General features: G+C 69.2%; 20 protein-coding genes. 8 read left to right on the top strand and 12 right to left on the bottom strand.

All coding sequences use genetic code 11. The features are described from left to right. The 5 genes from FV228_RS05215 to ugpC all read right to left on the bottom strand — a co-directional run. A partial coding sequence (locus tag FV228_RS05215) for a dihydroxyacetone kinase subunit DhaK (RefSeq protein ID WP_147853616.1) occupies nt 1-520 on the bottom strand: 520 nt, incomplete at its 3' end. Between the two features lie 119 nt (nt 521-639). Continuing rightward, nucleotides 640-1,485 (bottom strand): carbohydrate ABC transporter permease, encoded by an 846-nt coding sequence (locus FV228_RS05210; RefSeq protein WP_238259939.1) that lies wholly within the window; start codon nt 1,483-1,485, stop codon nt 640-642. Between the two features lie 89 nt (nt 1,486-1,574). Beyond that, a complete protein-coding gene (locus tag FV228_RS05205) occupies nt 1,575-2,531 on the bottom strand; it encodes a sugar ABC transporter permease (protein WP_147853614.1) in 957 nt (318 codons plus the stop codon). 53 nt (nt 2,532-2,584) lie between these two features. Further along, on the bottom strand, nt 2,585-3,895 hold the full coding sequence (locus FV228_RS05200) for an ABC transporter substrate-binding protein (RefSeq protein WP_147853613.1): 1,311 nt from the start codon (nt 3,893-3,895) through the stop codon (nt 2,585-2,587). Nucleotides 3,896-3,976: 81 nt separating this feature from the next. Continuing rightward, nucleotides 3,977-5,038 (bottom strand): sn-glycerol-3-phosphate ABC transporter ATP-binding protein UgpC, encoded by a 1,062-nt coding sequence (gene ugpC / locus FV228_RS05195; RefSeq protein WP_147853612.1) that lies wholly within the window; start codon nt 5,036-5,038, stop codon nt 3,977-3,979. 361 nt (nt 5,039-5,399) lie between these two features. Here ugpC and FV228_RS05190 point away from each other — a divergent pair, with 361 nt between their 5' ends. From FV228_RS05190 to FV228_RS05180, 3 genes are read left to right on the top strand one after another with little or no spacing between them, the layout of a single operon-like run. Then, nucleotides 5,400-6,593, top strand: coding sequence for a fumarylacetoacetate hydrolase family protein (locus tag FV228_RS05190; protein WP_147853611.1), 1,194 nt, complete (start codon nt 5,400-5,402; stop codon nt 6,591-6,593). A gap of 59 nt (nt 6,594-6,652) precedes the next feature. Next, nucleotides 6,653-8,023 (top strand): FAD-binding oxidoreductase, encoded by a 1,371-nt coding sequence (locus FV228_RS05185; protein ID WP_147853610.1) that lies wholly within the window; start codon nt 6,653-6,655, stop codon nt 8,021-8,023. Nucleotides 8,024-8,034: 11 nt separating this feature from the next. After that, nucleotides 8,035-8,349, top strand: a complete 315-nt coding sequence (locus FV228_RS05180; protein ID WP_210247783.1) for a DUF167 family protein — start codon at nt 8,035-8,037, stop codon at nt 8,347-8,349. A gap of 16 nt (nt 8,350-8,365) precedes the next feature. Here the strand turns inward: FV228_RS05180 and FV228_RS05175 are convergent, their stop codons facing one another. The 7 genes from FV228_RS05175 to FV228_RS05145 all read right to left on the bottom strand — a co-directional run bounded on the left by FV228_RS05175 (nt 8,366) and on the right by FV228_RS05145 (nt 15,667). Further along, on the bottom strand, nt 8,366-8,803 hold the full coding sequence (locus FV228_RS05175; RefSeq protein WP_147853609.1) for a type II toxin-antitoxin system VapC family toxin: 438 nt from the start codon (nt 8,801-8,803) through the stop codon (nt 8,366-8,368). Next, entirely contained in the window at nt 8,800-9,030 is a 231-nt protein-coding gene (locus FV228_RS05170; protein ID WP_147853608.1) for an AbrB/MazE/SpoVT family DNA-binding domain-containing protein, read from the bottom strand. Before FV228_RS05170 ends, FV228_RS05175 begins: the two co-directional genes overlap by 4 nt. 69 nt (nt 9,031-9,099) lie before the next feature. Next, nucleotides 9,100-10,029, bottom strand: a complete 930-nt coding sequence (locus FV228_RS05165; protein WP_147853607.1) for a 3-keto-5-aminohexanoate cleavage protein — start codon at nt 10,027-10,029, stop codon at nt 9,100-9,102. Nucleotides 10,030-10,031: 2 nt separating this feature from the next. Continuing rightward, nucleotides 10,032-10,955, bottom strand: coding sequence for a 3-hydroxyacyl-CoA dehydrogenase (locus FV228_RS05160; protein WP_147853617.1), 924 nt, complete (start codon nt 10,953-10,955; stop codon nt 10,032-10,034). Further along, the gene (locus FV228_RS05155) at nt 10,952-13,510 is read right to left on the bottom strand and encodes a branched-chain amino acid ABC transporter ATP-binding protein/permease (RefSeq protein ID WP_147853606.1); all 2,559 of its coding nucleotides are present in this window, start codon (nt 13,508-13,510) and stop codon (nt 10,952-10,954) included. The genes FV228_RS05160 and FV228_RS05155 overlap by 4 nt, the downstream gene beginning before the upstream one ends. A gap of 14 nt (nt 13,511-13,524) precedes the next feature. Continuing rightward, the gene (locus FV228_RS05150; RefSeq protein WP_147853605.1) at nt 13,525-14,400 is read right to left on the bottom strand and encodes a branched-chain amino acid ABC transporter permease; all 876 of its coding nucleotides are present in this window, start codon (nt 14,398-14,400) and stop codon (nt 13,525-13,527) included. A gap of 7 nt (nt 14,401-14,407) precedes the next feature. Then, nucleotides 14,408-15,667, bottom strand: coding sequence for an ABC transporter substrate-binding protein (locus FV228_RS05145; RefSeq protein WP_147853604.1), 1,260 nt, complete (start codon nt 15,665-15,667; stop codon nt 14,408-14,410). Between the two features lie 119 nt (nt 15,668-15,786). On the opposite strand from FV228_RS05145, the gene FV228_RS05140 reads away from it, so the two are divergent. From FV228_RS05140 to FV228_RS05120, 5 genes are all read left to right on the top strand, one after another. Next, nucleotides 15,787-16,488 carry a GntR family transcriptional regulator gene (locus FV228_RS05140; protein ID WP_147853603.1) on the top strand — a complete coding sequence of 234 codons (702 nt, stop codon included), beginning with the start codon at nt 15,787-15,789 and terminating at the stop codon, nt 16,486-16,488. Between the two features lie 73 nt (nt 16,489-16,561). Further along, entirely contained in the window at nt 16,562-17,329 is a 768-nt protein-coding gene (locus FV228_RS05135) for an SDR family oxidoreductase (protein WP_147853602.1), read from the top strand. 91 nt (nt 17,330-17,420) lie between these two features. Further along, nucleotides 17,421-18,155, top strand: a complete 735-nt coding sequence (locus FV228_RS05130; RefSeq protein ID WP_147853601.1) for an SDR family oxidoreductase — start codon at nt 17,421-17,423, stop codon at nt 18,153-18,155. 10 nt (nt 18,156-18,165) lie between these two features. Further along, entirely contained in the window at nt 18,166-19,971 is a 1,806-nt protein-coding gene (locus FV228_RS05125) for an IlvD/Edd family dehydratase (RefSeq protein WP_147853600.1), read from the top strand. Nucleotides 19,972-20,369: 398 nt separating this feature from the next. Then, the coding region (locus FV228_RS05120) for an FAD-binding and (Fe-S)-binding domain-containing protein (RefSeq protein WP_147853599.1) at nt 20,370-22,963 on the top strand (2,594 nt) is incomplete at its 3' end.

Here is a 22,963-nt window from a genome sequence, read left to right as displayed (position 1 = left end):
AACCCGGGATGGTCGCGGCGCTCGCCCGCGCCGCGTGTCCCGCGACCTTGTGCACGAACAGGGTGCCGGCCACCCCGCGCGGCTGCTTGGCCGCCGGGAGCGCGATGTCGTCGGACACGATGACGGTCTCGACCTTGCGGCCGAGGGCCCGGGCGCGCTCGGCCGCGAGGCCGAAATTCAGCCGGTCTCCCGCGTAGTTCTTGATGACCAGCAGGCACCCGGCCGGCCCGGTCACCGCCAGGATCCCGGCCAGGACCGCATCGACGCTCGGCGAGGCGAAGACGTCGCCGCAGACCGCGGCACTCAGCATGCCCGGCCCGACGAACCCGGCATGGGCCGGCTCGTGGCCGGAGCCGCCGCCCGAGATCACCGCGACCTTGTCCGCATCCAGGTCGGCGCGCAGCACCACGCGGATGTCGGGGTCGCCGTCCAGCCGCGCCAGGCGACCGCCGCTGGCCGCGAGGAGCCCGGCTATGGCGTCGCCGACCAGGGTGGCGCGGGTCTCGATGAAGTGGGCCATGGCGTGACCTTCCGCGATCTCGGCCCGCAGCTCTCACACCGCGGCGCCGGCGCGGATTGTCTGAGCAATCGCAGGCCCCGGCACAATGGCCGCCGGTACGTTTTTCCGGAGCGAAGCCGCTACTCCTTGACGGCGCCGGTGAGCGCGGAGACGTAATACTCGACGAAGAACGAGTAGAGGATCACCAGCGGCAGGGAGCCGAGCAGGGCGCCGGCCATCAGCGAGCCCCACTTGTAGACGTCGCCGTCCACGAACTCGCTGACCACCGCGATCGGCACGGTCTTGTTCTGGGTCGAGGACAGGAACGTCAGCGCGTAGATGAACTCGTTCCAGCAGAGCGTCAGCGAGAAGATGCCGGCCGAGATCAGGCCCGGGAAGGCGAGCGGCAGGATGATCTTGGTGAGGATCTGCCAGCGGCTCGCGCCGTCCATGAGCGCGCATTCCTCCAGCTCGTAGGGAATGGTCTTGAAGTAGCCCATCAGGAGCCAGGTCGAGAACGGGATCAGGATGGTCGGATAGGCCAGGATCAGGGCGATCGGCGAATCGAACAGGCCGTAGGCCTGGATGATCGTGGCGAGCGGGATGAACAGGATCGAGGGCGGCACCAGGTAGGCGAGGAAGATCGCGGCGCCGACCCAGCCCGCGCCGTTGAAGCGGATGCGCACGCAGGCATAGGCGGCCAACACGCTGGCGAACAGCGACAGGATCGTAGCCGCCACCGACACGTACATCGTGTTCCAGAGCCAGCGCGGATACTGCGTCTCGAACAGCAGCTTGTTGATGTGCTTGAGCGTCGGGTCCACGACCCAGAACGGGTTGAACCGCTCCATGTCGATCAGCTGCTCGTCCGGTTTGATCGCCGTGAGCGCCATCCAGTAGAATGGGAACAGCAGCACCGCGAGGATGATCAGGAGCGGCAGGTAGGTGGTCACGAGCCGCCGCGGCAGCCGCTCCAGGTAGGCCATCCCCTCGCTGTCGTCGGTGAGCCCGGCGGGGCGGGCCGCCACGACGGAGGCGAGGCGCGGGTCGGCATGGGCGGGCGGAGCGGGTGCGCTCATCGGTCGGTTCCCCCGGCTTGCCAGGCCCGGCGCTGAAGGCCGAACCACGAGATGCCGATCGCGGCGAGAAGGAACGGTACCATCGCGGTGGCGATCGCCGCGCCCTCCCCCAGCGTCCCGGAGAGGATGCCGCGCTGGTACGACAGGGTCGCCATCAGGTGCGTGGCGTTGACCGGGCCGCCCCGGGTCATCGCCCAGATCAGCTGGAAGTCGGTGAAGGTGAACAGCACCGAGAAGGTCATCACCACAGCAATGATCGGCGTCAGCAGCGGCAGGGTGATGCGCGAGAAGATCTGCCAGTTGGAGGCGCCGTCCAGCGTCGCGGCCTCGTAGAGCGAGGGCGAGACCGTCTGCAGCCCGGCCAGCAGCGTGATCGCGATGAACGGCACGCCGCGCCAGATGTTGGCGAAGATCACGCAGGCGCGGGCCATGCTCGGCTCGCCCAGGAAATCGATGTTGCCGTCGATCACGCCGAGATGGCGCAGCGACCACGAGATGATCGAGAACTGGCTGTCGAAGATCCACCAGAAAGCGATGGCGGATAACACGGTCGGCACCACGAACGGGATCAGCACGATCGACCGGACGATCGACTTGAACGGCATGTTCTTGTTGAGCAACAGCGCAAGGTAGAGCCCGACGCCGAACTTCACCACCGAGGCCACGGCCGTGTACAGGCAGGTGTTGAACACCGAGAGCCAGAACACGTCGTCGTCCCAGAGCCAGGCGTAGTTCTCCAGGCCGATGAACGTGCCCTCGCGGCCGATCCGCGTGTTGGTGAAGGACAGCCAGATCCCCTTGAGCAGCGGGTAGGCCAGGAACAGGCCGAGGATCAGCGCCGTCGGCAGCATGAACCAGAAGCCCGCCCAGCCGCGGCTGGCACGCAGGCGGTGCCAGGCCGAGCGGGTCGGGACCGCGAGTGGAGCGGGCTGTGTCAGGGCCGTGTGCGCCATGGGTTCGCCTCGGGATCAGGGCCGCGGGTACGACACCCGCGGCCTGCAGCCGTTCAGGTGTTGCGGAAGATGCGCTGGGCGGCCCGCTCGGCGTTGCGGATCGCGGTCTTCACGTCCTCCCGGCCGGTGCAGTGGCTGGCGAACATGTCGACCACCACGAAGTCGGCGAGCACGGCGGCGATGCGCTCGCTCACCGGCGCCTGACCGCCGGCCGCCAGCGACCGCCGTCCCGCCTCGGCGAAGACCGCGTTCTTCGGGTCGCTCGTCCAGATCGGGTTCTTGGGGTAGTTCGACAGCGGCTCGCACAGGTAGCCCTGCGCCCCCTCGATCCAGGGACCGTAGTTCGACGCCTCCATCATGAAGGCGATGAACGCCTTACAGGCGTTGGGCGCCTTCGAGTACTTGAACGCCAGGATCGGGAAGGCGAGCTGGAACTCGGTGGGCTTGCCGGCGGGGCCGATCGGCCAGACCGCGTGGTCCATGTCCTCGGCGAGCTTCGGGTTGTCCTTCTTGGCGGCGGCGTAGATCGAGATGCCGTTATGGGTGAGGTACAGGTCGCCCGCCAGGAACGCCTTGTTGTTGGAGGAATCGTTCCAGGACACGGTGCCCGGCACGAAGGTCTCGTACATCGACTTCACGTATTCGAGCGCCTTGGCGGTCTCCGGCGAGTTGATCACGATCTTCTCGTTGGCGTCGACCAGGTTGCCGCCATGGGACCAGAGCGCCCAGTGACACCAGGTGTTGGCGTCGCCGGTGGCGTGCCCGAGGGCGAAGCCGGCCGGGGTGTTGTTCTTCTTGAGGGCCCGGCACAGTTCGAGGAAGCCGGCGGTATCCTCGGGGAACTTGCTGAACCCGGCCTTCTGCATGGCCGAGATGCGGTAGTTCGGGTATCCGCCGTTGAAGCCCACCGGGATCGCGATCCACTTGCCCTTGACCTTGCCGTAGGCCTCCGCCGACGGGAACCACGGGCCGTATTTCTTGGCCAGCGACTCGGCGACGTCCTCGAGCGGCAGGCACTTGTCCGGGAACAGGGCCGGGAACGAGAACAGGCCCCAGACCATGTCGGGGCCCTGCCCGGTATTGGCGGCGACGGAGGCCTTCGGCTGGATGTCGTCGAAGGATTCGTTGGTGACCGACACCTTGACGCCGGTCGCCTTGGTGAAGGCGTCGACCATCCGCAGGAACGCCTCGTCCTCGCTGGGGATGAAGCGCTTCCAGCGCAGCACCGACAGGCTGGCCCCGGGCTCGGGCTTCCACTCGGCGGTCTGCGCCCAGGCCCGGGCGAAGCCCAGCAGGTCACTGCCGGCGGCGAGGCCGGTCGCGGCGGCACCCGCCAGGAGGGAACGGCGGTCGAGTCTGGTCATCGTGGCGTCACTCCCTGGATGGATCGGCGCGCCCCGGGACGCGGTTCGTCCGGGCGGCCGGGCTCGGCAACCGAAAACGGGTCAGGTCGGCAGGCGTCGTCCGGACTCGGCATCGAAGAAGTGCACGCGGTTCGGCCGCAGGTAGACGGTCTCGCCGGGGCCCTCGCCGACGCGCTCGCGCAGCACGCAGGTGAAGTCCTGGCCCTGGGCCCGCACCGCCAGCATGGTCTCGGACCCGGTCGGCTCGACCACCACGACTTCGGCGGCGATCCCATCGCGCGCCAGATCGAAATGCTCGGGCCGCATCCCGAGGACCAGCTTCCGGCCCTCGGTGCCCACCGGCGCCTCGTTCAGGGGGATCGTCAGGCCCGAATCCGCCGCGAAGACGAGATGCCCGTTCCTCCGGACCGTCCCGTTCACAAAGTTCATCGCGGGGGATCCGATGAAGCCCGCCACGAACAGGTTGTCGGGCCGGTCGTAGAGTTCCAGCGGTGGCCCGATCTGCTCGACCACGCCGTCGTGCATAACCACGATCCGGTCGGCCATGGTCATGGCCTCGATCTGATCATGGGTGACGTAGATGGTCGTGGTCTTCAGGCGCTGGTGCAGCTCCTTGATCTCGGTGCGCATCGCCACGCGCAGCTTGGCGTCGAGGTTCGACAAAGGCTCGTCGAACAGGAACACCTGCGGATCGCGCACGATCGCCCGGCCCATGGCGACGCGCTGCCGCTGGCCGCCGGAGAGCTGGCGCGGGTAGCGGTCGAGGAGATGGGTCAATCCGAGGATCTGCGCGGCCTTGCTGACGCGCTCGTCGATCTCGGCAGCCCGCGCCTTCCGGATCCGCATGGAGAACGCCATGTTCTCGCGAACCGTGAGGTGCGGGTAGAGCGCGTAGTTCTGGAACACCATGGCGATGTCCCGCTCCTTGGGCGGAACATCATTGACGACACGCTCACCGATACGGATCTCGCCGCCGGAGATATTCTCCAAGCCGGCAATCATCCGCAGCAACGTCGATTTTCCGCAGCCCGAAGGTCCGACCAGGATCACGAACTCGCCGTCCCGGATGTCCACGGACACGCCGTGCAGGACGTTCGTCGATCCGAAAGCCTTGCGAACCTCGCGGATTCCCACCGAGGCCATGCTTCCTCCCAATCAGGGACGCTCTGACGGCGACTCCTGTGTGAGCAGTACAGTTGAGCGTCCAACGGAAAGCAAGTCGGTGAAACCTGAATTTTGAATCATATCCCGTTTCTGTCAGGGCCTTCCTGCGGGATCCTGCATCCTGACGACCGGGTCGGAGTTCGGCGTCGGTGGCCGCTCGGCCGGGTTCGGCCGGGCTTGCCCGGCAGCCCGGGATCGGTGACGAGGCCGCCGGCATGAAACATCCCGCCGGCGCCTGAGCCGTCACCGGATGCTAAGGCGATGGCATCGGCCCCGCTGCCGGTGCGCCGGCCGGGCAGAACCGAAGACGGCGGGCGGGATCCCGAAGGAGGAGGACGGTATGGCACATTCCGGTCTGACCGCAGGCGAGATCCTGCCCACCGACGGCGTCCGGGGTGCATTGGTCGGCCGGGTGTGGCGCCCGGATGTCGGCGGACCGAGCGTGGTGGCGATCCGGGCGGGTTCGGGCGGCGAGGCGCGCGTCGTCGACGTCACGGCGCGCTTCGCGACGGTCAGCGACCTGTGCGAGACGCCGGACGCCGCCGCGGCTCTGCGCGCCGCCGAGGGCGCGGATCTCGGCAGCCTCGACGCGATGCTGGCCAACACCCCGCCGGACGGCCGCGACCCCGGACAGCCGTGGCTCCTCGCCCCGGTGGACCTCCAGGCGCTCAAGGCGGCCGGCGTCACCTTCGCGACGTCGATGCTGGAACGGGTGATCGAAGAGCGGGCCCGGGGCGATCTGGCGGCGGCCGCGGCGATCCGCACGGAAGTCGAGCGCCTGGTCGGGCACGACCTGCGCCGGCTCAAGCCCGGCTCGCCCGCCGCGATGGCGCTGAAGGAGGTCCTGGTCGCCCAGGGAGCCTGGAGCCAGTATCTCGAGGTCGGGATCGGGCCGGACGCGGAGATCTTCACCAAGGCGCAACCGCTCTCGGCGGTGGGCTGCGGCGCAGACGCCGGGCTGCACCCGGATTCGCACTGGAACAACCCAGAGCCGGAAGTCGCGCTGGCGGTCTCATCGCAACAGAAAATCGTCGGCGCGACCCTCGCCAACGACGTGAACCTGCGCGATTTCGAGGGCCGCTCGGCGCTGCTGCTGGGCAAGGCCAAGGACAACAACGCCTCCTGCGCCCTGGGCCCGTTCCTTAGGGTGTTCGACGAGACCTTCGACCTCGACCACGTCCGGCGCACCACCGTGACGCTCGAGGTGACCGGCACCGACGGGTTCCGGATGGAGGGTACCTCTCCGCTCGCCGAGATCAGCCGCGACCCGGAAGAGTTGGTCGGGGCCCTGATGGGCCGCACCCACGATTACCCGGACGGTGCGATCCTGCTGCTCGGCACGATGTTCGCGCCGATCCAGGACCGGCACGGTCCCGGCCTCGGCTTCACCCATGTCGAGGGCGACCGCGTCGTCGTGGCGAGCCCGGAACTCGGCAGCCTCGTCAACCGCATGCGCCCCTGCGACGCCTGCGAGCCCTGGACGTTCGGCGCCCGCGCGCTGATGCGCAATCTCGCCGCGCGCGGGCTTCTGTGACAGAGCCTGACGCCCGCAGCACGCCGGACCATACGGCCCCAGCCGCAGAGACCCATCCGATGACAGCCGCCGAATCGATCCTCGCGCGTCTTTCCGATATCGTCGGGCCGTCCGGCCTCGTCACCGGCGCGGAATTGCGCGGCCGGTCGGCGAACTGGACACGGCCGACGGAGCCCTGCGCGGCCCTCGCCCTCGTGCGACCGCGCAACACCGCCGAGACCAGCGCCGTTCTGGCTGCCTGCCACGCGGCGGGGGTCGCGATCGTGCCGCGGGGCGGCGCCACCGGCCTCGTGGACGGCACCCTCTGCGCGCCGGACGAGATCACCCTCTCCACCGAGCGGATGACCGGGATCGAGCCGATTGATCCCCTCGGCATGACCGTGGTGGTCGGCACCGGCGCCACAATCGAGAGCGTACAGAACGCCGCCACGGAGAACGGCCTGTTCTTCCCGCTGGATCTCGGCGCCCGCGGCTCGGCCACGATCGGCGGCGCGATCTCCACGAATGCCGGCGGCCTGCGGGTGCTGCGCTACGGCATGATGCGCGAGATGGTGCTGGGCCTGGAGGCGGTGCTGGCGGACGGCACGGTGGTCTCGTCCATGCGCCCGCTGATCAAGAACAACACCGGGCTCGACCTGAAGCAGGTCTTCATCGGCACCGAGGGGACGCTCGGGATCGTCACCCGCGCCGTCCTGCGCCTGCGCCCGGAGCCGGCCGGCTACGCCACCGCGCTGATCGCCTGCCCGGGGGTCGACGATGGCGCCCGGGTCCTGCGCGCCGCCCAGAGCGCGTTCCAGGGGCGCGTGTCCTCCTTCGAGGGCCTGTGGCCGGATTTTTATAAGCTGATGACTGCCCCCGGCCGGGCGACGCCGCCGCTGGGCTACGACTACCCGTTCTACGCCATCATCGAGGTCGAGTGCGTGCCGGAGGAGTCGGACCGGTTCCTCGGCCTGCTGGAAGGCCTGATGGGTGAGGGCACGATCCTCGACGCGGCCGTGGCCTCCTCAGAGGAGCAGCGCCGGGGGATGTGGCGTATCCGCGACCGGGTCGAGCACCTGAACGCCGATGGGATCGAGCGCGCCTTCGACGTGAGCGTGCCGCTCTCCAAGATGGACGGCTACGTCCGGGGCGCCCTGGACCGCCTGGCGGCGATCCCCGGTTGCCGCGCCGTCGTCTACGGGCATATCGGCGATAACAACCTGCACTGGAACACGACCCGACTCGACGCCGCCGGCAACGCGGCCATCGACGCCGCGATCTACGCGCCGCTGGCCGAGCTGAACGGCTCGGTCTCGGCGGAGCACGGCATCGGCCTGGAGAAGCGCGGCAAGCTGCCCCTGTCGCGCTCGCCGGAGGAGATCGGCGCCATGCGGCTGATCAAGCGCGCGCTCGACCCGGACAACCGGCTGAACCCGGGCAAGATTTTCTGAAGGCGGGTGCGGTGGCACGAGCTCCGTCGGAGACGGCGGTCAAACCGCTGCGGCTGACCGTCCGGCTGACCCCGCGCGGCGGACGCGACGCCGTGGACGGCTGGATCCGCGACGCGGACGGTGCCCCCTGTCTCAAGGTGCGCGTCGCCGCCCCGCCGGTCGACGGCGCCGCCAACACGGCGCTCGAACGGCTGATCGCCGGCTCTCTCAGGATCGCGGCCGGCGCCGTCCAGATCGTTGCCGGCCATCAGGGCCGGATGAAGCGCCTGGAGATCACCGGCGTGGACGATGAGGCCCTCGCCAAAGTTTTTGGTGTGCCGGGATAGGCACTTGCTGGCGACGTTAATGCACGTCGTTGCCCACGGCATGTGGGTCGAGCCAATTCTCGATTTCCAGCCCTGGAACGCGGCGGAATTCACTCAGGTTCGCGCTGACAAGACATAGATTCAAGGCGAGGCATTGGGCAGCGATCAGGAGGTCGTTCGGCCCGATCGGCGTGCCCCGCTTTGTGAGGAGCGCGCGGATCTCGCCGTAATAGCGATCGGCCGGCGCTGCCAGAGGGGCGATCGGAATCGTTCCGAGCACTGTTTCGGCGCGGTCTGCAAGAGACTGAGACCCTTTTCGCGCCACGCCATACCGGATCTCGGCGGCCGCCACGATGCTTGTGCACACATTGGCTGTGCGCCCTTCGAGCATGGCGGCGACTGGGCCGTCCCGCCCGCGATTGATGAGATCCGACAGAATGTTGGTATCGAGCAGATAGCGCACGATGCCGCTCACAGAACGACGTCTTCCGCCTCGAGATCCGGGATTTCGTCCAACCTGTCTTCCCGCGGAAGCGGTTCCAGCGACGCGATGAGAGCCTCGAGGCGAAGCCGTGGTCGAAGGATCAGGCTCCCATCGGGTTGTCGAGAGACCGACACTTCGTCGCCAGGCAATTCGAACTCCTTCGGAATTCGGACGGCTTGGCTGCGGTTATTCCTGAAGACCTTGGCGATGCGCTCCATGCTCACCTCCCGGCATATGGCTTAACATATGCCCACGTCGGCGACCGCACAAGCAAGGGTGGACCCTCCTCAGAACGCGACCTTGTCCCCGCCCTTCAGCGACAGCATCTCGCGGGCTTCGTCGGGCGACGCGATCTCCAGCCCCAGCCCCTCGATGATGGAGCGGACGCGGCGGACCTGGGTGGCGTTGGTCTCGGCGAGCTTGCCCGGCCCGTCCCACAGGCTGTCCTCCAGGCCGACGCGGACGTTGCCGCCCATCGCGGCCGCCATGGCGGCGATGTTCATCTGGTTTCGGCCCGCGCCCAGCACCGACCAGCGGTACTGATCGCCGAACAGCCGGTCGGCGGTGCGCTTCATGTGCATCACGTCGTCGGGATGCGCGCCGATGCCGCCCTGCAGGCCGAACACGGTCTGGATGAACAGTGGCGCCTTCACCAGCCCGCGGTCGAAGAAGTATTTGAGGTTGTAGAGGTGGGCCGTGTCGTAGCACTCGAACTCGAACCGCGTGCCGTTGGGACCGCAGGTGGTGAGGATGTGCTCGATCTGGCCGAACGTGTTGCGGAAGATGATGTCCTTGTTGCCGAGGTAATCCCGCTCCCATTGGTGCTTCAGGTCCTTGAAGCGGTCCAGCATGCCGAACAGGCCGAAATTCATCGAGCCGAGGTTGAGGGAGGCCACTTCCGGCTGGAAGGTCGCGGCCGGGCGCACCCGCTCCTCGATCGACATGGTCGGCGCGCCGCCGGTGGTGATGTTCACGACGCAGCCGGAGCGCTGCTTGATCACCGGCAGAAACTTGGCGAAGGCCTCCGGCGACTGATCGGGCTGACCGGTCTCGGGGTCGCGGGCGTGCAGGTGGATGATCGCCGCGCCGGCTTCGGCGGCACCGATCGCGGCGTCGGCGATCTCCTCCGGCGTCACCGGCAGATGCGGCGACATGCTGGGCGTGTGGATCGCGCCGGTGACGGCGCAGGTGATGATGACTTTCCGCTGTGAGGCCATGCTCAGTCCTTCTGTGACAGCTTGTGGGCCCGCAGGGCGGCCAGCCGCGCGTCGCGGCGGTTCATGCGGGCGGGCAGGTCTGCGGGCGCTCGCCAGTTCGCGAGGATCGCCTGGGTGGCCGGCGCCTCGTAAACGCTCGGGGGCGCCGGGTCGGCGGCGAGGCTCTTGTAGAATCCGGTGTAGCGCGCGCAGTAATCGGCGATGCCGCCGGGGGCGTTGAGCTCGATCGTCTCGAACGGCCCCATGAAGCTCCAGCGCAGGCCGAGCCCGTCCGCGACGGTCTTATCCAGATCCTGCGGGGTCACGTACCCCTCCGACGCCAGGCGGAACGCCTCCGCCAGCAGCGCGCCCTGGAGCCGGTTGAGGATGAAGCCCTCGATCTCCTTCAGGACGGTGATCGGCACCTGTCCGATCCTCTCGTAGGTCGCCCGGGCGCGCTCCAGCACCGCGGCCTCCGTCCAGGGGGCGCCGGAGATCTCCACGAGCGGGATCAGGTGCGGCGGGTTCACGGGATGGCCGATCAGGCATCGGCCGCGTCCGGGAAGCCCCTCGGTGAACAGCGAGCAGCGGATCGCCGAGGATGAGGAGGCGATGATCGCGTCCGACGGCGCCAGGGCGTCGAGTTCCGCGAACAGGGCCTGCTTCACGTCGAGCCGTTCCGGCCCGTTCTCCTGAACGAAGCCGACGCCGTCGAGGCAGGCGGCCAGACCGTCCGGGGCCCGGATACGGCCGGACGCCGCCTTTGGATCGGGGCAGAGCCCGTTCTCGGAGAGCGTCCGCAGGCCCGCGGCGCAGAGCGGGATCGCGGCCTGGGCGACGCCGTCGGCGGCATCGAACAGGCGCACGTCCCAGCCGGCGCGGGCGAAGATCATCGCCCAGGCCCGGCCGATCAGGCCGGCGCCGACGATCGCGACGCTTTCCGTCATAGCCACAGCACCTTCCGCCTCAGATCCTGGTCCTCGCGCAGCAGGCGCGACTCGCCGGTCCACTGCACGCTGCCGCGCTCCAGCGCGACGGTCCGGTCGGAGAGCGCCAGCGCCAGGTCGAGGTGATGATCCACCAGGATGATCGCGATCTCCCGCCGCAGACGATCGAACGCCTCGAACAGTTCCTCGGTCACCGCCGGCGACAGGCCCTCGAAGGGCTCGTCGAGGAGGAGGAGGCGCGTGTCGCCGGAGAGCGCCCGCGCCACCGCCACCATCTGCTGCTCGCCGCCGGACAGGCGTGCGGCGTCGACGGTCCAGCGTTGCTTGAGGCGTGGGAAGAATTCCAGGACCTTGTCCTCGTCCCAGTGGATGCCCGCGCCGGTCAGGCGCCGCAGCCGGCCGAGACCGAGATTCTCGGCTACGCTCATGCCCGCGAACAGCGCCCGTCCCTGCGGCACGTAGCCGATGCCGAGCCGGGCGATCCGGTCCGGCGTGAGCCCGGCGATATCCTGCGCGCCAAGGACGATCCGGCCGGCGGCCGGGGGCGCCGTACCGATCAGGGTCTTCAGCAGGGTCGACTTGCCGGCGCCGTTGCGGCCGAGGAGGGCCACCACCTCGCCCTTGTGCACCGTCAGGTCCACGCCGTTGAGGATGTGCGACTTGCCGTAGAAGGTGTCGACGCCCGCCATCGTCAGCAGCGTCTCGGTCGCGGCGGCGCTGGCACGCGGCTTCGCCGCGATCGCCTCCGTCCCGGAGCCGAGATAGACCGCCTGCACCCGCGCGTCGTCCCGGGCGTCGGCCACGGAACCGTCCACCAGCACCGCGCCGTCCGCCATCACGGTGACCCGGTCGGCCAGGCGGAAGACCCGGTCGATGTCGTGCTCGACGAGCAGCACCGGGATGTCGGCGGAGAGCGCCTTGATCAGGTCGCCGACGCGCTCCCGCTCGGCCGCGGCCAGGCCGGCCAGCGGCTCGTCGAGCAGCAGGACCCGCGGGCGCGTGGCCAGCGCCAGGCCCATGTCGAGGAGCCGCTGCCCGCCGTAGGAGAGGCTGCCGGCCTCCGCCTTCTCGATCCCGGCAAGACCGGTCCAGCGCAGCAGCTCGGCCGTGTCGTCGGCGATCTTCCGCAGGCGGAGCGCGTCGCGCCACGGGTTCATGTGGGCCGGGTGGCGGGCCTGGACGGCGAGCCTGATGTTCTCTTCCACCGATAGGCCCGGAAACAGGTTGGTGATCTGGAACGAGCGGCCGAGGCCGGCCCGGGTGATCGCGTGGGGCTCGAGCCCGGCGATCTCCCGGCCGTCGAGGAGGATCCGGCCGGAATTGGGCCGGAACAGCCCGGAAAGTAGGTTGAACGCCGTGGTCTTGCCGGCGCCGTTCGGGCCGATCAGGGCGTGCAGCGTCCGGTCGGCCACCGCGAAGGAGACGCCGCGCACGGCGGCGACCGGTCCGAAGCTCTTGCGGATGTCGTCCGCGACCAGGACCGGGCCGTCGGAACGCCCCTCGGCGATGAACCGGGCCGGGACGCGGCCCGAGGCACCGGGCCGGCGGGCCGACATCGCGGCGCCCTCCCCCGGTACGCGTCGGAACGGCCGCATCAGCCGGGCCGCGATCCCCACGAGCCCGTCCGGCGAGAACACGATGAAGGCGACGAACAGCAGCCCGAAATACAGCAGCCAGTCGCCGGTGTAGATCGAGAGGAACTCCCGGAACAGGATGTAGAACAGGGCCCCGAGGGCAGGCCCCAGGAACGAGCGCATCCCGCCGATCACCACCATGGCCAGCAGTTCGCCCGAGAACGCGATGGAGATCGGGTCGGCCGAGGTGAACCGGTGGCTGTAGGCGGAGAGCGCGCCGGCCAGCCCGGTGATCGATGCCGAGATCACGAAGGCCGCGAGCTTGTAGCGGTTGGTGGCGTAGCCGAGGAAGCCGGCGCGCTGCTCGTTTTCGCGGATCGCGACCAGAACCGTTCCCATCGGCGAGCGCCGGAAGCGCCAGAGCGCGACGAGGACCAGGAAGGCGATGCCGGAGACTGCGGCGTAGTAGGCGCCGGGCCGCTGCAGCACCTCCCAGCGGTGCAGGTTGCCGATGCCGTTCTCGCCGCCGGTGAGGTCGGTCCAGCGGAACGCGATGGCGTACAGCATCGCGGTGAACGCGAGCGTCAGCAATGAGAAGTAGACGCCGCGCCGCCGCAAGATCAGGGAGCCGCCGGCGCACGCCGCGATACCGGTGATCGCCAGCGCGCCGAACAGCGGCAGGGCCATGTCGCCCGGCGCCAGGCGGGTCTGAAGGATCGCCACCGCGTAGGCCCCGATCCCGAACCATGCCCCGTGGCCGAAGGAGACGAGGCCTGTCCAGCCGACCAGGATGTTGAGGCCGAGCACGGCGAGGGCGAAGATCACCACGTCGGTGGCGGTGATCAGCGTCAGGCCGATCGCGTCGAGGGCGAACGGCAGGACGATCAGGGCGGCGAGCGCCGCCCAGAGCTGGCGGCTCTCGCGCAGGATCAGGCCGCGCTGTGGGATGGCGAGCGGCAACGGTTCGGCGGTTCCGGACATGGGGCTGCTCCCGCTCACTCGAATCGGGCGATCTGCTCGCCGAACAGGCCGCGCGGGCGCAGCAGCAGGACGAGCACCATGAGGCCGTAGACGGCGGCCTCGGTCGCGGGCGGGTAGGCGTAGGCGGTGAGCCCCCGGACCACGCCGACGATCAGGGCGGCCAGCACCACGCCCCAGAACGAGCCGAGCCCGCCGATCACCACCACGACGAAGGCGAAGGTCAGGATCTCGGCACCCATGGCGGGGTGAACCCCGGTGACCGGCGCCATCATGGTCCCGGCGAGGGCCGCCAGCCCGACGGCGATCGTCACCACCGCGCTCATGTACGGACGGAGCGAAATGCCCAGAGCCGCGACCATGTCGGGGTTCTGGACGCCGGCCCGGACCACGCGGCCGAAGCTGGTGCGGGTCAGGAGCAGCCACAGGCCGCCGACGCAGGCGAGCGCCACCACCAGGATCGAGAGCCTGTAGCGCGAGTAGATCAGGTCGCCGATGAACACCTGGCCCCGGAGCCAACCCGGGATTCCGTAGGGCAGCGGCGCCGCCCCGAAGGCCATGCGCAGGGCCTGCTCGGCCACCATGGCGAGGCCGAAGGTGAGCAGCAGGCCGAGCGTCGGATCGCCCCGGTAGAACCGCCGGAGCAGGAACCGCTCGATCACGAGGCCGAGTACGGCCACCAGCAGCGGCGAGGCGACGAGCGCGCCGCCGAAGCCGATCGTCGGAGTCAGCACGACGGTCAGGTAGGCGCCGATGGCGTAGAACGCGCCGTGGGCGAGGTTCACGATCCCGCCGAGGCTGAAGATCAGCGACAGGCCCAGCGCGATCAGCAGATACTGGACGCCGATCAGAAGGCCGTTGAGCACCTGCTCGAGGATGAAGACGAGCTGCATGGCCGCCTCACGCCGGGAAGGTGCAGGCGTTCTCGTCGCGGGTGGTGGCGAGGACCTCCAGGCTCTCGCCGGGACCGGGCAGCGGCCCGGTCGCCGTGAAGATGTCGTAGGGATTCTTGACCTGGTCCGCCGGCAGGGCGGTGATCGCGTACATCTCCTGCATCAGCTCGTGGTCCCAGGGGCGGAAGTAGCCCTCCCGGGTCTTGGCGATCTCGAAGGTCGCACCCTTCTCCAGGTACTCCACGATCTTGGTGGAATCGGTCGACTTCAGCGCGTTCATGGATTGGGCGACGATCTTCATCGCCGTGTAGTCGCCCCAGCCCTGGTTCTCCGGCGGCTTCTTGTACTTGGCCCGGAAGGCCGTCACGAATGCTTTGGCCGACGGCGAATCGATCTGGTGGTGCCAGACCACCGGCCAAGTGCCGAGGAAGTTGCCGGGGCCCGCGCCCCAGGCCAACGCCGTATCGAAGCCGAAGCCGGCGACCGGAAACGGCAAGCCGAACTCGCTGTACTGCTTGAGGAAGTTGGTGATCTGCGCGCCCGCGAGGTTGCAGATCACCAGATCCGGCCGGCCCTGGCGCAGCTTCAGCAGGAACGGCGAGAAGTCGGTGAGCTCGGTGGGGATCAGGTCCTCGCCGGCAAGCGTCGCCTCGTTCGCGATGAAGAACTTCTTGGCCTGCTTGAGCAGGTCGTGGCCGAAGGCATAGTCGGCGGTCAGCGCGTAGACCTTCTTGCCCTTGATCAGGCCCTTCTCCACCAGCGCCCGGCCCGCCGCGCGGACCATCATGGTGTTCTGCGCTTCGACGTGGAACAGGTAGCGTTTGCAGTCGGCACCGCGCAGCGCGTCGGAGTTGGCGCCGGTGTTGATGAACAGCACCTTCTCGCGCTGCGCCACCTGGCTGATCGCCAGCGCCGAGGCGGAGTTGATCTCGCCGACCAGGCAGGCGACGCGGTCGCGCTGGACCATGCGCTCGGCCTTGGCCGAGGCGGTCTGCGGATTGACGCTGTCTTCGGCCAGCAGCTCGACCTTCCGGCCGGCGATGCCGCCGGCGGCGTTGATCTCCTCGACGGCGAGCTGCGCGGCCTGAACGGCGAACTCGCCCAGCGGCCCGAGGAAGCCGGTACGAGGGGTCAAGTGACCGATCCGGATCACGTCCGACTGTCCCTGGGACAGGGCCGGGCTGGCGAGCGCCGGCGCGATGAGGGCCGCGCCGCCGACTCGCAGCAGGCCGCGGCGAGAGAGAGAATCCCCGAACCGATCCGTCATCGTTCCGCTCCCGTGCGTTTCCTCCAGCCGGGCATTCTTGACGGGCTCTGGCGGCCCTCACCCAAACTGTGATCACAGATCACTAGCGCGATAGTGCCGGATCCGTCTAGTGTCAGCACATGAGTTCCATGTCGGCCCTCGCCGAATTACCCCAGCTCGAACGGCGCACCCTGGCCGACACGGCGTACGAGGCCCTGTCGGACCTCCTGGCGTCCGGCCGGCTCGCTCCCGGCGACCGGCTGTCCCTGCGCCAGAGCGCGGCGGCGCTCGGCGTCTCGGTGATGCCGGTGCGCGAGGCGGTGAGCCGACTCGTCGCCGACGGCGTCCTCGAAGTGGCGGCGACCCGGGCGATCCGGGTGCCGATCATGACGGCGCAGGATTTCCGGGCGCTGGCCGAGACCCGCATGGCCGTCGAGGGCATGGCAGCCGCGCGAGCCGCCGAGCGCCGGAGCGAACCCGAACTCGTCGCGATCCGGAAGGCCGAGGCGGCGTTCCGCCTGGCGGCCGCATCCGCGCAGCCGGACAGCACCCTGGCCGTCCGGCTGAACCGCGACCTGCACTTTGCCATCTACGCAGCCTGCGGATTGGAGCCGTTGCACGCGATCATCGCCCGGCTTTGGCTGAAGGCGGGTCCGGTCATCAACCTGGACCTGCGCGCCCACCCGGAACGGCTGCTCCAGGGTTTCGCCCTGCGCCGGCATGCCGAGGCGCTGGGGGCGATCGAGGCCCAGGACGGACCCGCGGCGGCGGCTGCGATCGCCGCGGACATCCGCGAGGCCGCCGACTTCATCCTATCCCGCGGAGGGCTGCGGGACGCGTAGTTTTGGTGAGCATCGGCTTCATCCGAAGGGCGACGAACGCCTTCGAAGCGATGCCTGGACGGGAGGAACGACCATGGATCTCGGAATCGCCGGCCTGCGCGTGCTCGTGACCGCGGGCGCCGCGGGAATCGGACGCGGCATCGTCGACGCCTTCCTCGAGGAAGGCGCGCGGGTCTTCGCCTGCGACATCGACCAGGACGCCCTGGCCGCCCTCCCCGAGGCGGTGGGGCGCTGCCGGACCGACGTCGCCGACCGGGACGCGGTCAGCACCATGATGGCGGCGGCGGTCGAGCATCTCGGCGGCCTCGACGTGCTGGTCAACAACGCCGGCATCGCCGGGCCGACCGGGCGGGTCGAGGAGATCGCCCCGGAGGAATGGGACCGCTGCCTGACGGTCTGCCTGACCAGCCAGTTCAACTGCGCGCGCCTGGCGGTGCCCCACCTGCGCGCCAGCAGCAACGGCTCCATCGTCAACCTGTCGTCGGCCGCCGGTAAATTCGGCTTCGGCCTGCGCAGCCCCTACGCGGCGGCGAAATGGGGCGTGATCGGCTTCACCAAGTCCCTCGCGATCGAGCTGGGCGAGGCGGGCATCCGGGTGAACGCGATCCTACCCGGGCTGGTGGCCGGCGACCGGCAGCGCCGGGTCCTCGAGGCCAAGGCGCAGCAGCAGGGCACGAGCTTTGCCGAGATGGAGGCGCGCGCCTTCTCGTTCGTGTCGGTCAAGGACTACGTCACGGCCCGGCAGCTCGCCGACCAGATCCTGCTGCTGTGCTCGCAGCGGGGCCGGACGATCTCCGGACAGGCGATCTCCATCGACGGCGACACGCGGATGTTGTCCTGAACGCGGGCACCACGGTTTACGCCGCGGATCGGATCACGGCAGATTGGCGGGCAGGCGGCACCACGACCGCGCGATCGGGAGGAACGGGAGCATGCGTCTCGCGGGCAAGACAGCATTGGTCACGGCCGCCGGCCAGGGCATCGGCCGGGCGAGCGTCCTGGCGCTGGCGCGCGAGGGCGCGCAGGTGCTGGCCACCGACGTCCGGGCCGACGCACTCGGAACCTTCGAGGGCGTAGCCAACGTCACCACCGCGCCCCTCGACGTGCTCGACCGGGCGCAGATCGAGGCCGTGGCCGGCGGGCTGGACCGGATCGACGTGCTGTTCAACTGCGCGGGCTACGTCCATGCCGGCACGGTGCTCGACGCCAGCGACGCGGATTTCGACTTCGCGGTGAACCTCAACGTCCGGTCGCAGTTCTGGACGATCCGCGCGGTCCTGCCACGGATGCTCGAGGCCGGCGCCGGGAGTATCGTCAACATGGCGAGCGTCGCCGGCTCCCTGCGCGGGCTGCCGAACCGCTTCGTCTACGGACTGACCAAGGCCGCGGTGATCGGCCTGACCAAGTCGGTGGCGGCGGATTACGTGGGCCGCGGCATCCGCTGCAACTGCATCTGTCCCGGCACGGTCGACACGCCGTCGCTCGCCGACCGGATCAACGCGTTCGACGATCCCGTGGAGGCCCGCAAGGCGTTCATCGCCCGCCAGCCCATGGGCCGCCTGGCCACGGCCGAGGAGATCGCCCCGCTGGTGGTGTTCCTGGCCAGCGACGAGGCCGCCTTCGTGACCGGCCAGAGCTATTCCATCGACGGTGGCATGACGATCTGAGGATTCGACCATGAGCGAGAAGCGCCGCGTATCTCCCGCCGACCTGCGCTCCAAGGCGTGGTTCGACAACCCGCACAATCCGGGCATGACCGCGCTGTATTTGGAGCGCTACCTGAATTTCGGCCTCACGCCCGCCGAGCTGCGGTCCGGCAAGCCGCTGATCGGCATCGCCCAGACCGGCTCCGACCTGTCACCGTGCAACCGGCACCATCTTGAACTGGCCAAGCGCGTGCGCGACGGCATCACGGCGGCCGGGGGCGTGGCCTTCGAATTCCCGTGTCACCCGATCCAGGAGACCGGCAAGCGGCCGACCGCCTCCCTCGACCGGAACCTCGCCTACCTGTCGCTGGTCGAAGTCCTGTACGGCTATCCGCTGGACGGCGTCGTGCTGCTGACCGGCTGCGACAAGACCATGCCGGCCTGCCTGATGGCGGCGGCCACCGTGAACATCCCGGCGATCTCGCTCAATGTCGGGCCGATGCTCAACGGCTACTTCCAGAAGGAGCTGACCGGCTCGGGCACGATCGTCTGGAAGACCCGCGAGCGGCACGCGGCCGGCGATATCGACTTCCAGCAATTCATGGACATCGTCGGCTCGTCGGCCCCGTCCACGGGTCATTGCAACACCATGGGCACGGCCTCGACCATGAACGCGCTGGCCGAAGCGCTGGGCCTCGCCCTGCCCGGCTCGTCGGCAATTCCCGCCCCCTACCGCGAGCGCGGGCAGGCCGCCTACGCCACCGGCCTGCGCATCGTCGACATGGTCTGGGAGGACCTGAAGCCGTCCGACATCCTGACCCGGGAGGCGTTCGAGAACGCCATCGTGGCCAACGCCGCCATCGGCGGCTCGACCAACGCCCCGATCCACATCAACGCCATCGCCAAGCATATCGGCGTGCCGCTGACCTGCGACGACTGGGAGCGGGTCGGCTTCGAGATCCCGCTGCTGGTCGACATGCAGCCCGCCGGCCGCTGGCTCGGCGAGGAGTATTTCCGGGCGGGCGGCCTGCCCGCCGTGTTCGCCGAGCTGATCGACGCCGGGAAGGTCCACACCGAGGCCCCGACCTGCAACGGGTTCACCGTCGGCGAGAATTATCGCGGGCGGCACAGCTGGAACCGCGACGTGATCCGGGCCTACGAGACACCGCTGATGGAGCGGGCCGGCTTCCTCAACCTCAAGGGCAGCCTGTTCGATTCCGCGATCATGAAGACCTGTGTGATCTCGGAGGAGTTCGCCGCCCGCTACCTCCGCAACCCCGAGGACCCGATGGCGTTCGAGGGCCGCGTGGTCGTGTTCGAGGGGCCGGAGGATTACCACCACCGCATCGACGATCCGACACTCGGCATCGACGAGAACACCGTCCTGATCATGCGCGGCGCCGGCCCGGTCGGTTATCCCGGTGCGGCCGAAGTGGTGAACATGCAGCCGCCGGGGGAACTGATCCGCCGCGGCGTGACCTCCCTCCCCTGCATCGGTGACGGTCGCCAATCCGGAACCTCCGGAACGCCCGCGATCCTCAACGCCTCCCCCGAGGCGGCGGTGGGCGGCGGTCTGGCGCTGCTGCAATCCGGCGACCGGGTCCGCATCGACCTCAACACGCGTCGCGCCGACATCCTGCTCCCGGCCGAAGAACTCGACCGCCGCCGTGCCGACCTCGCGTCCCGGGGCGGTTTCCCGTTCCCGGCGACGCAGACGCCCTGGCAGGAGATCTACCGCGACCAGGTGGCGCAGCTCAACGAAGGCATGGTGCTGAAGGGTTCCGTGAAGTTTCAGAAGGTGGCGCAGGCGTCGGGCGTCCCGCGGGATAACCATTGACGGGACTCGCCGCCAAGATCGAGCGATGACGGCTTGATACGCAAAAAAGGGGCGGCGGTACGCGGGACGAGGCCTTTGATTAAATCTGTGTTCCCGTAGATCTTTTCCGCTCCGTCGAAACGAATATTCACAATGTCATTCCGGGGCGCCGCAGGCGAGCCCGGAATCCGGAAACACCAACCGTGCAAGTTCCTGCGCTGTCGGCGGTTATGGACCCCGGGCTCCGCTACGCGGCCCCGGGGTGACGCCGTGGATGCGGGGGCGTCCAATCGATCCGTAGACAGCGATATCGGCAGGGTGTGCCTAAAGGCCTCTCCCTCAACCAGCCGTTCCCTCCCTCGTGAATTTTGAATACGATCCTTCCATGGGCGGGGACGCGCCTTCGGGAGGGAACGGCCGTGACGCAAGCCAAGGCTCGAACCGCGGCATCGCCGCGGGCGGCGGCGCGCCTGGATGGCGGATTGACGCGGAAACTCGCGGAGCAGCTCCAGGGTGAAGCGCGGTTCGACGCGTTCACCCGCGGGCGCTACAGCACCGACGCGTCGATCTATCAGATCATGCCCGCCGGCGTGGTGCTGCCGCGCTCGGCCGCGGATGTCGCGGCGACGCTGCGGATCGCGGCCGATCACGGCGCCCCGGTGATCCTGCGGGGCGGCGGCACCTCTCAGAACGGCCAGCCGATCGGCTCCGGCCTCGTCGTCGATTGCTCGCGCCACTTCAACGGCATCCGCGCCTACGATCCCGAGGCCGGCACGATCACGGTCGAGCCCGGCATGGTGCTGGAGCGGCTCAACACCCGCGTGAAGGCGGATGGCTGGTTCTTCCCGGTGGAGCCCTCGACGGCGACCCGTTGCACCATCGGTGGCATGGCCGGCAACAATTCCTGCGGCGCCCGCTCGCTGCGCTACGGCAAGATGAGCGACAACGTCCTGGCGATCGACGCCCTGCTTCCCGGCGGCGAGGCGTTCGGCTTCGGCCTCACCGGCAACGCGGCCACCGGTGTCACGGGCTCCCATCACGCGGAGGCCTTGGCCGGGCGCATGCGCGCGCTGGCCGAGAGCCATCGCGACGAGATCGAAGCCCGCTACCCGAAGGTCCAGCGGCGTGTGGGCGGATACAATCTCGACGCGCTGATCGAGCCGCGCTCGAACCTCGCGCATCTGCTGGTCGGCTCGGAGGGGACGCTCGCCGCGACGACCTCGGTCACCCTCAAGCTGTCGCGCCTGCCCGCGCACCGGGTGATGGGCGTCTGCCACTTCCCGTCGTTCCGCTCCGCCATGGAGACGACGCAGCACATCGTGGCGCTCGATCCGGTGGCGGTCGAGTTGGTCGACAACAACGTGCTGGTGCTCGGCGCCGACATCCCGCTGTTCCGGGCGACGCTGGCCGACATCACCCGCGGCAAGCCGAACTGCCTGCTGCTGGCGGAGTTCGCCGGGGACGACCTCGCCGCCCTGAAACGCGACCTGAAGCGCCTGGCTGCCTGCATGGCCGACCACGGCCATCCCGACGCCGTGGTGGAGATCCTGGAGCCGGCGCGTCAGCGCTCCGTGTGGGAGGTGCGCGAGGCCTGCCTCAACATCATGATGTCGATGAAGGGCGACGCGAAGCCGGTCTCGTTCATCGAGGATTGCGCGGTGCCGCTGGAGCACCTGGCCGACTACACCGATGCGGTCACCGCGGTGTTCACCAAGCACGGCACCCGTGGAACGTGGTACGCCCACGCCTCCGTGGGCTGCCTCCATGTCCGCCCGATCCTCGACATGAAGGACGGGGGCGACGTGACGCGCATGCGCGCCATCGCGGAGGAGACCTCCGAACTGGTGCGCCGGTACAAGGGCTCCTATTCTGGCGAGCACGGCGACGGCATCTCGCGCTCGGAATACATCGCGCCGCTGTTCGGACCGGTCCTGACCCGCGCTTTCGAGACCGTGAAGGACGCGTTCGACCCCGAGAACCGGCTCAATCCCGGCAAGATCGTCCGGCCCCTGAGCATGGACGACCGGAGCCTGTTCCGGTTCAAGCCCGACTACGCGGTGACCGAGCCCGTGAAACCCGCCCTCGATTGGTCGGATTGGGGCGGCTTCGGCTCGGCGGTCGAGATGTGCAACAACAACGGCACTTGCCGGAAGCTCGCCGGCGGGGCGATGTGCCCGTCGTACCGGGCGACCCGCGAGGAGGAGCACCTCACCCGCGGCCGGGCCAATTCCCTCCGCCTCGCCATCTCCGGTCAGCTCGGGCCGGACGCCTTCACCAGCAAGGCGATGAAGCGCACCCTCGACCTGTGCGTCTCCTGCAAGGCCTGCCGCCGGGAATGCCCGACCGGGGTCGACATGGCCAAGATGAAGGTCGAGTTCCTGCACCACTACCACGCCCGCCACGGGCTGCCCCTGCGCGACCGGCTGATCGGCCTGATGCCGCATTACGCCGGGATCGCCGCCAAGCTCGCCCCGCTCCTCAACCTGCGCGACCGGCACCCGGCGCTGGCGGCCCTCTCGGAGCGGATGGTCGGCCTCTCGGCCAAGCGGTCGCTGCCGCGCTGGCGGCGCCCCTGGAGCGAGCAGGGCGAGGCGGCGCATCCCGGCGACGTCACGGGCGATTTCCGCGACGTCATCCTGTTCGGCGACACCTTCAACCGCGCCTTCGAGCGGGAGAACCTGGAGGCGGCCGAACGGGTGCTCCGGGTCGCCGGCTACCGGCTCCACCGGGTCTTTCCGTCCCGGGGGCGGCGCCCGCTCTGCTGCGGCCGGACCTGGCTCGCCTCCGGCCAGACCGACCGCGCCCGCGCCGAGGCACGCCGGACCCTCGATACGCTCCTGCCGTACATCCGGGCCGGCGCCCGCGTGGTCGGCCTGGAGCCGTCCTGCCTGCTGACCTTCCGGGACGAGTTTTCCGCATTGCTGCCGGGCGACGAGACCGCTCTGTTGGCCCGGCAATCGCTCCTGTTCGAGGAGCTGTTGGCCGGCGACCTGGCGGCCGGCCGGATCGCGCT

Source organism: Methylobacterium sp. WL18 (genome assembly GCF_008040015.1).
GTDB classification, from domain to species: domain Bacteria; phylum Pseudomonadota; class Alphaproteobacteria; order Rhizobiales; family Beijerinckiaceae; genus Methylobacterium; species Methylobacterium mesophilicum.
The sequence above is the reverse complement of the archived record's forward strand: the minus strand, read 5'-3'. Positions and strand labels throughout refer to the sequence as shown.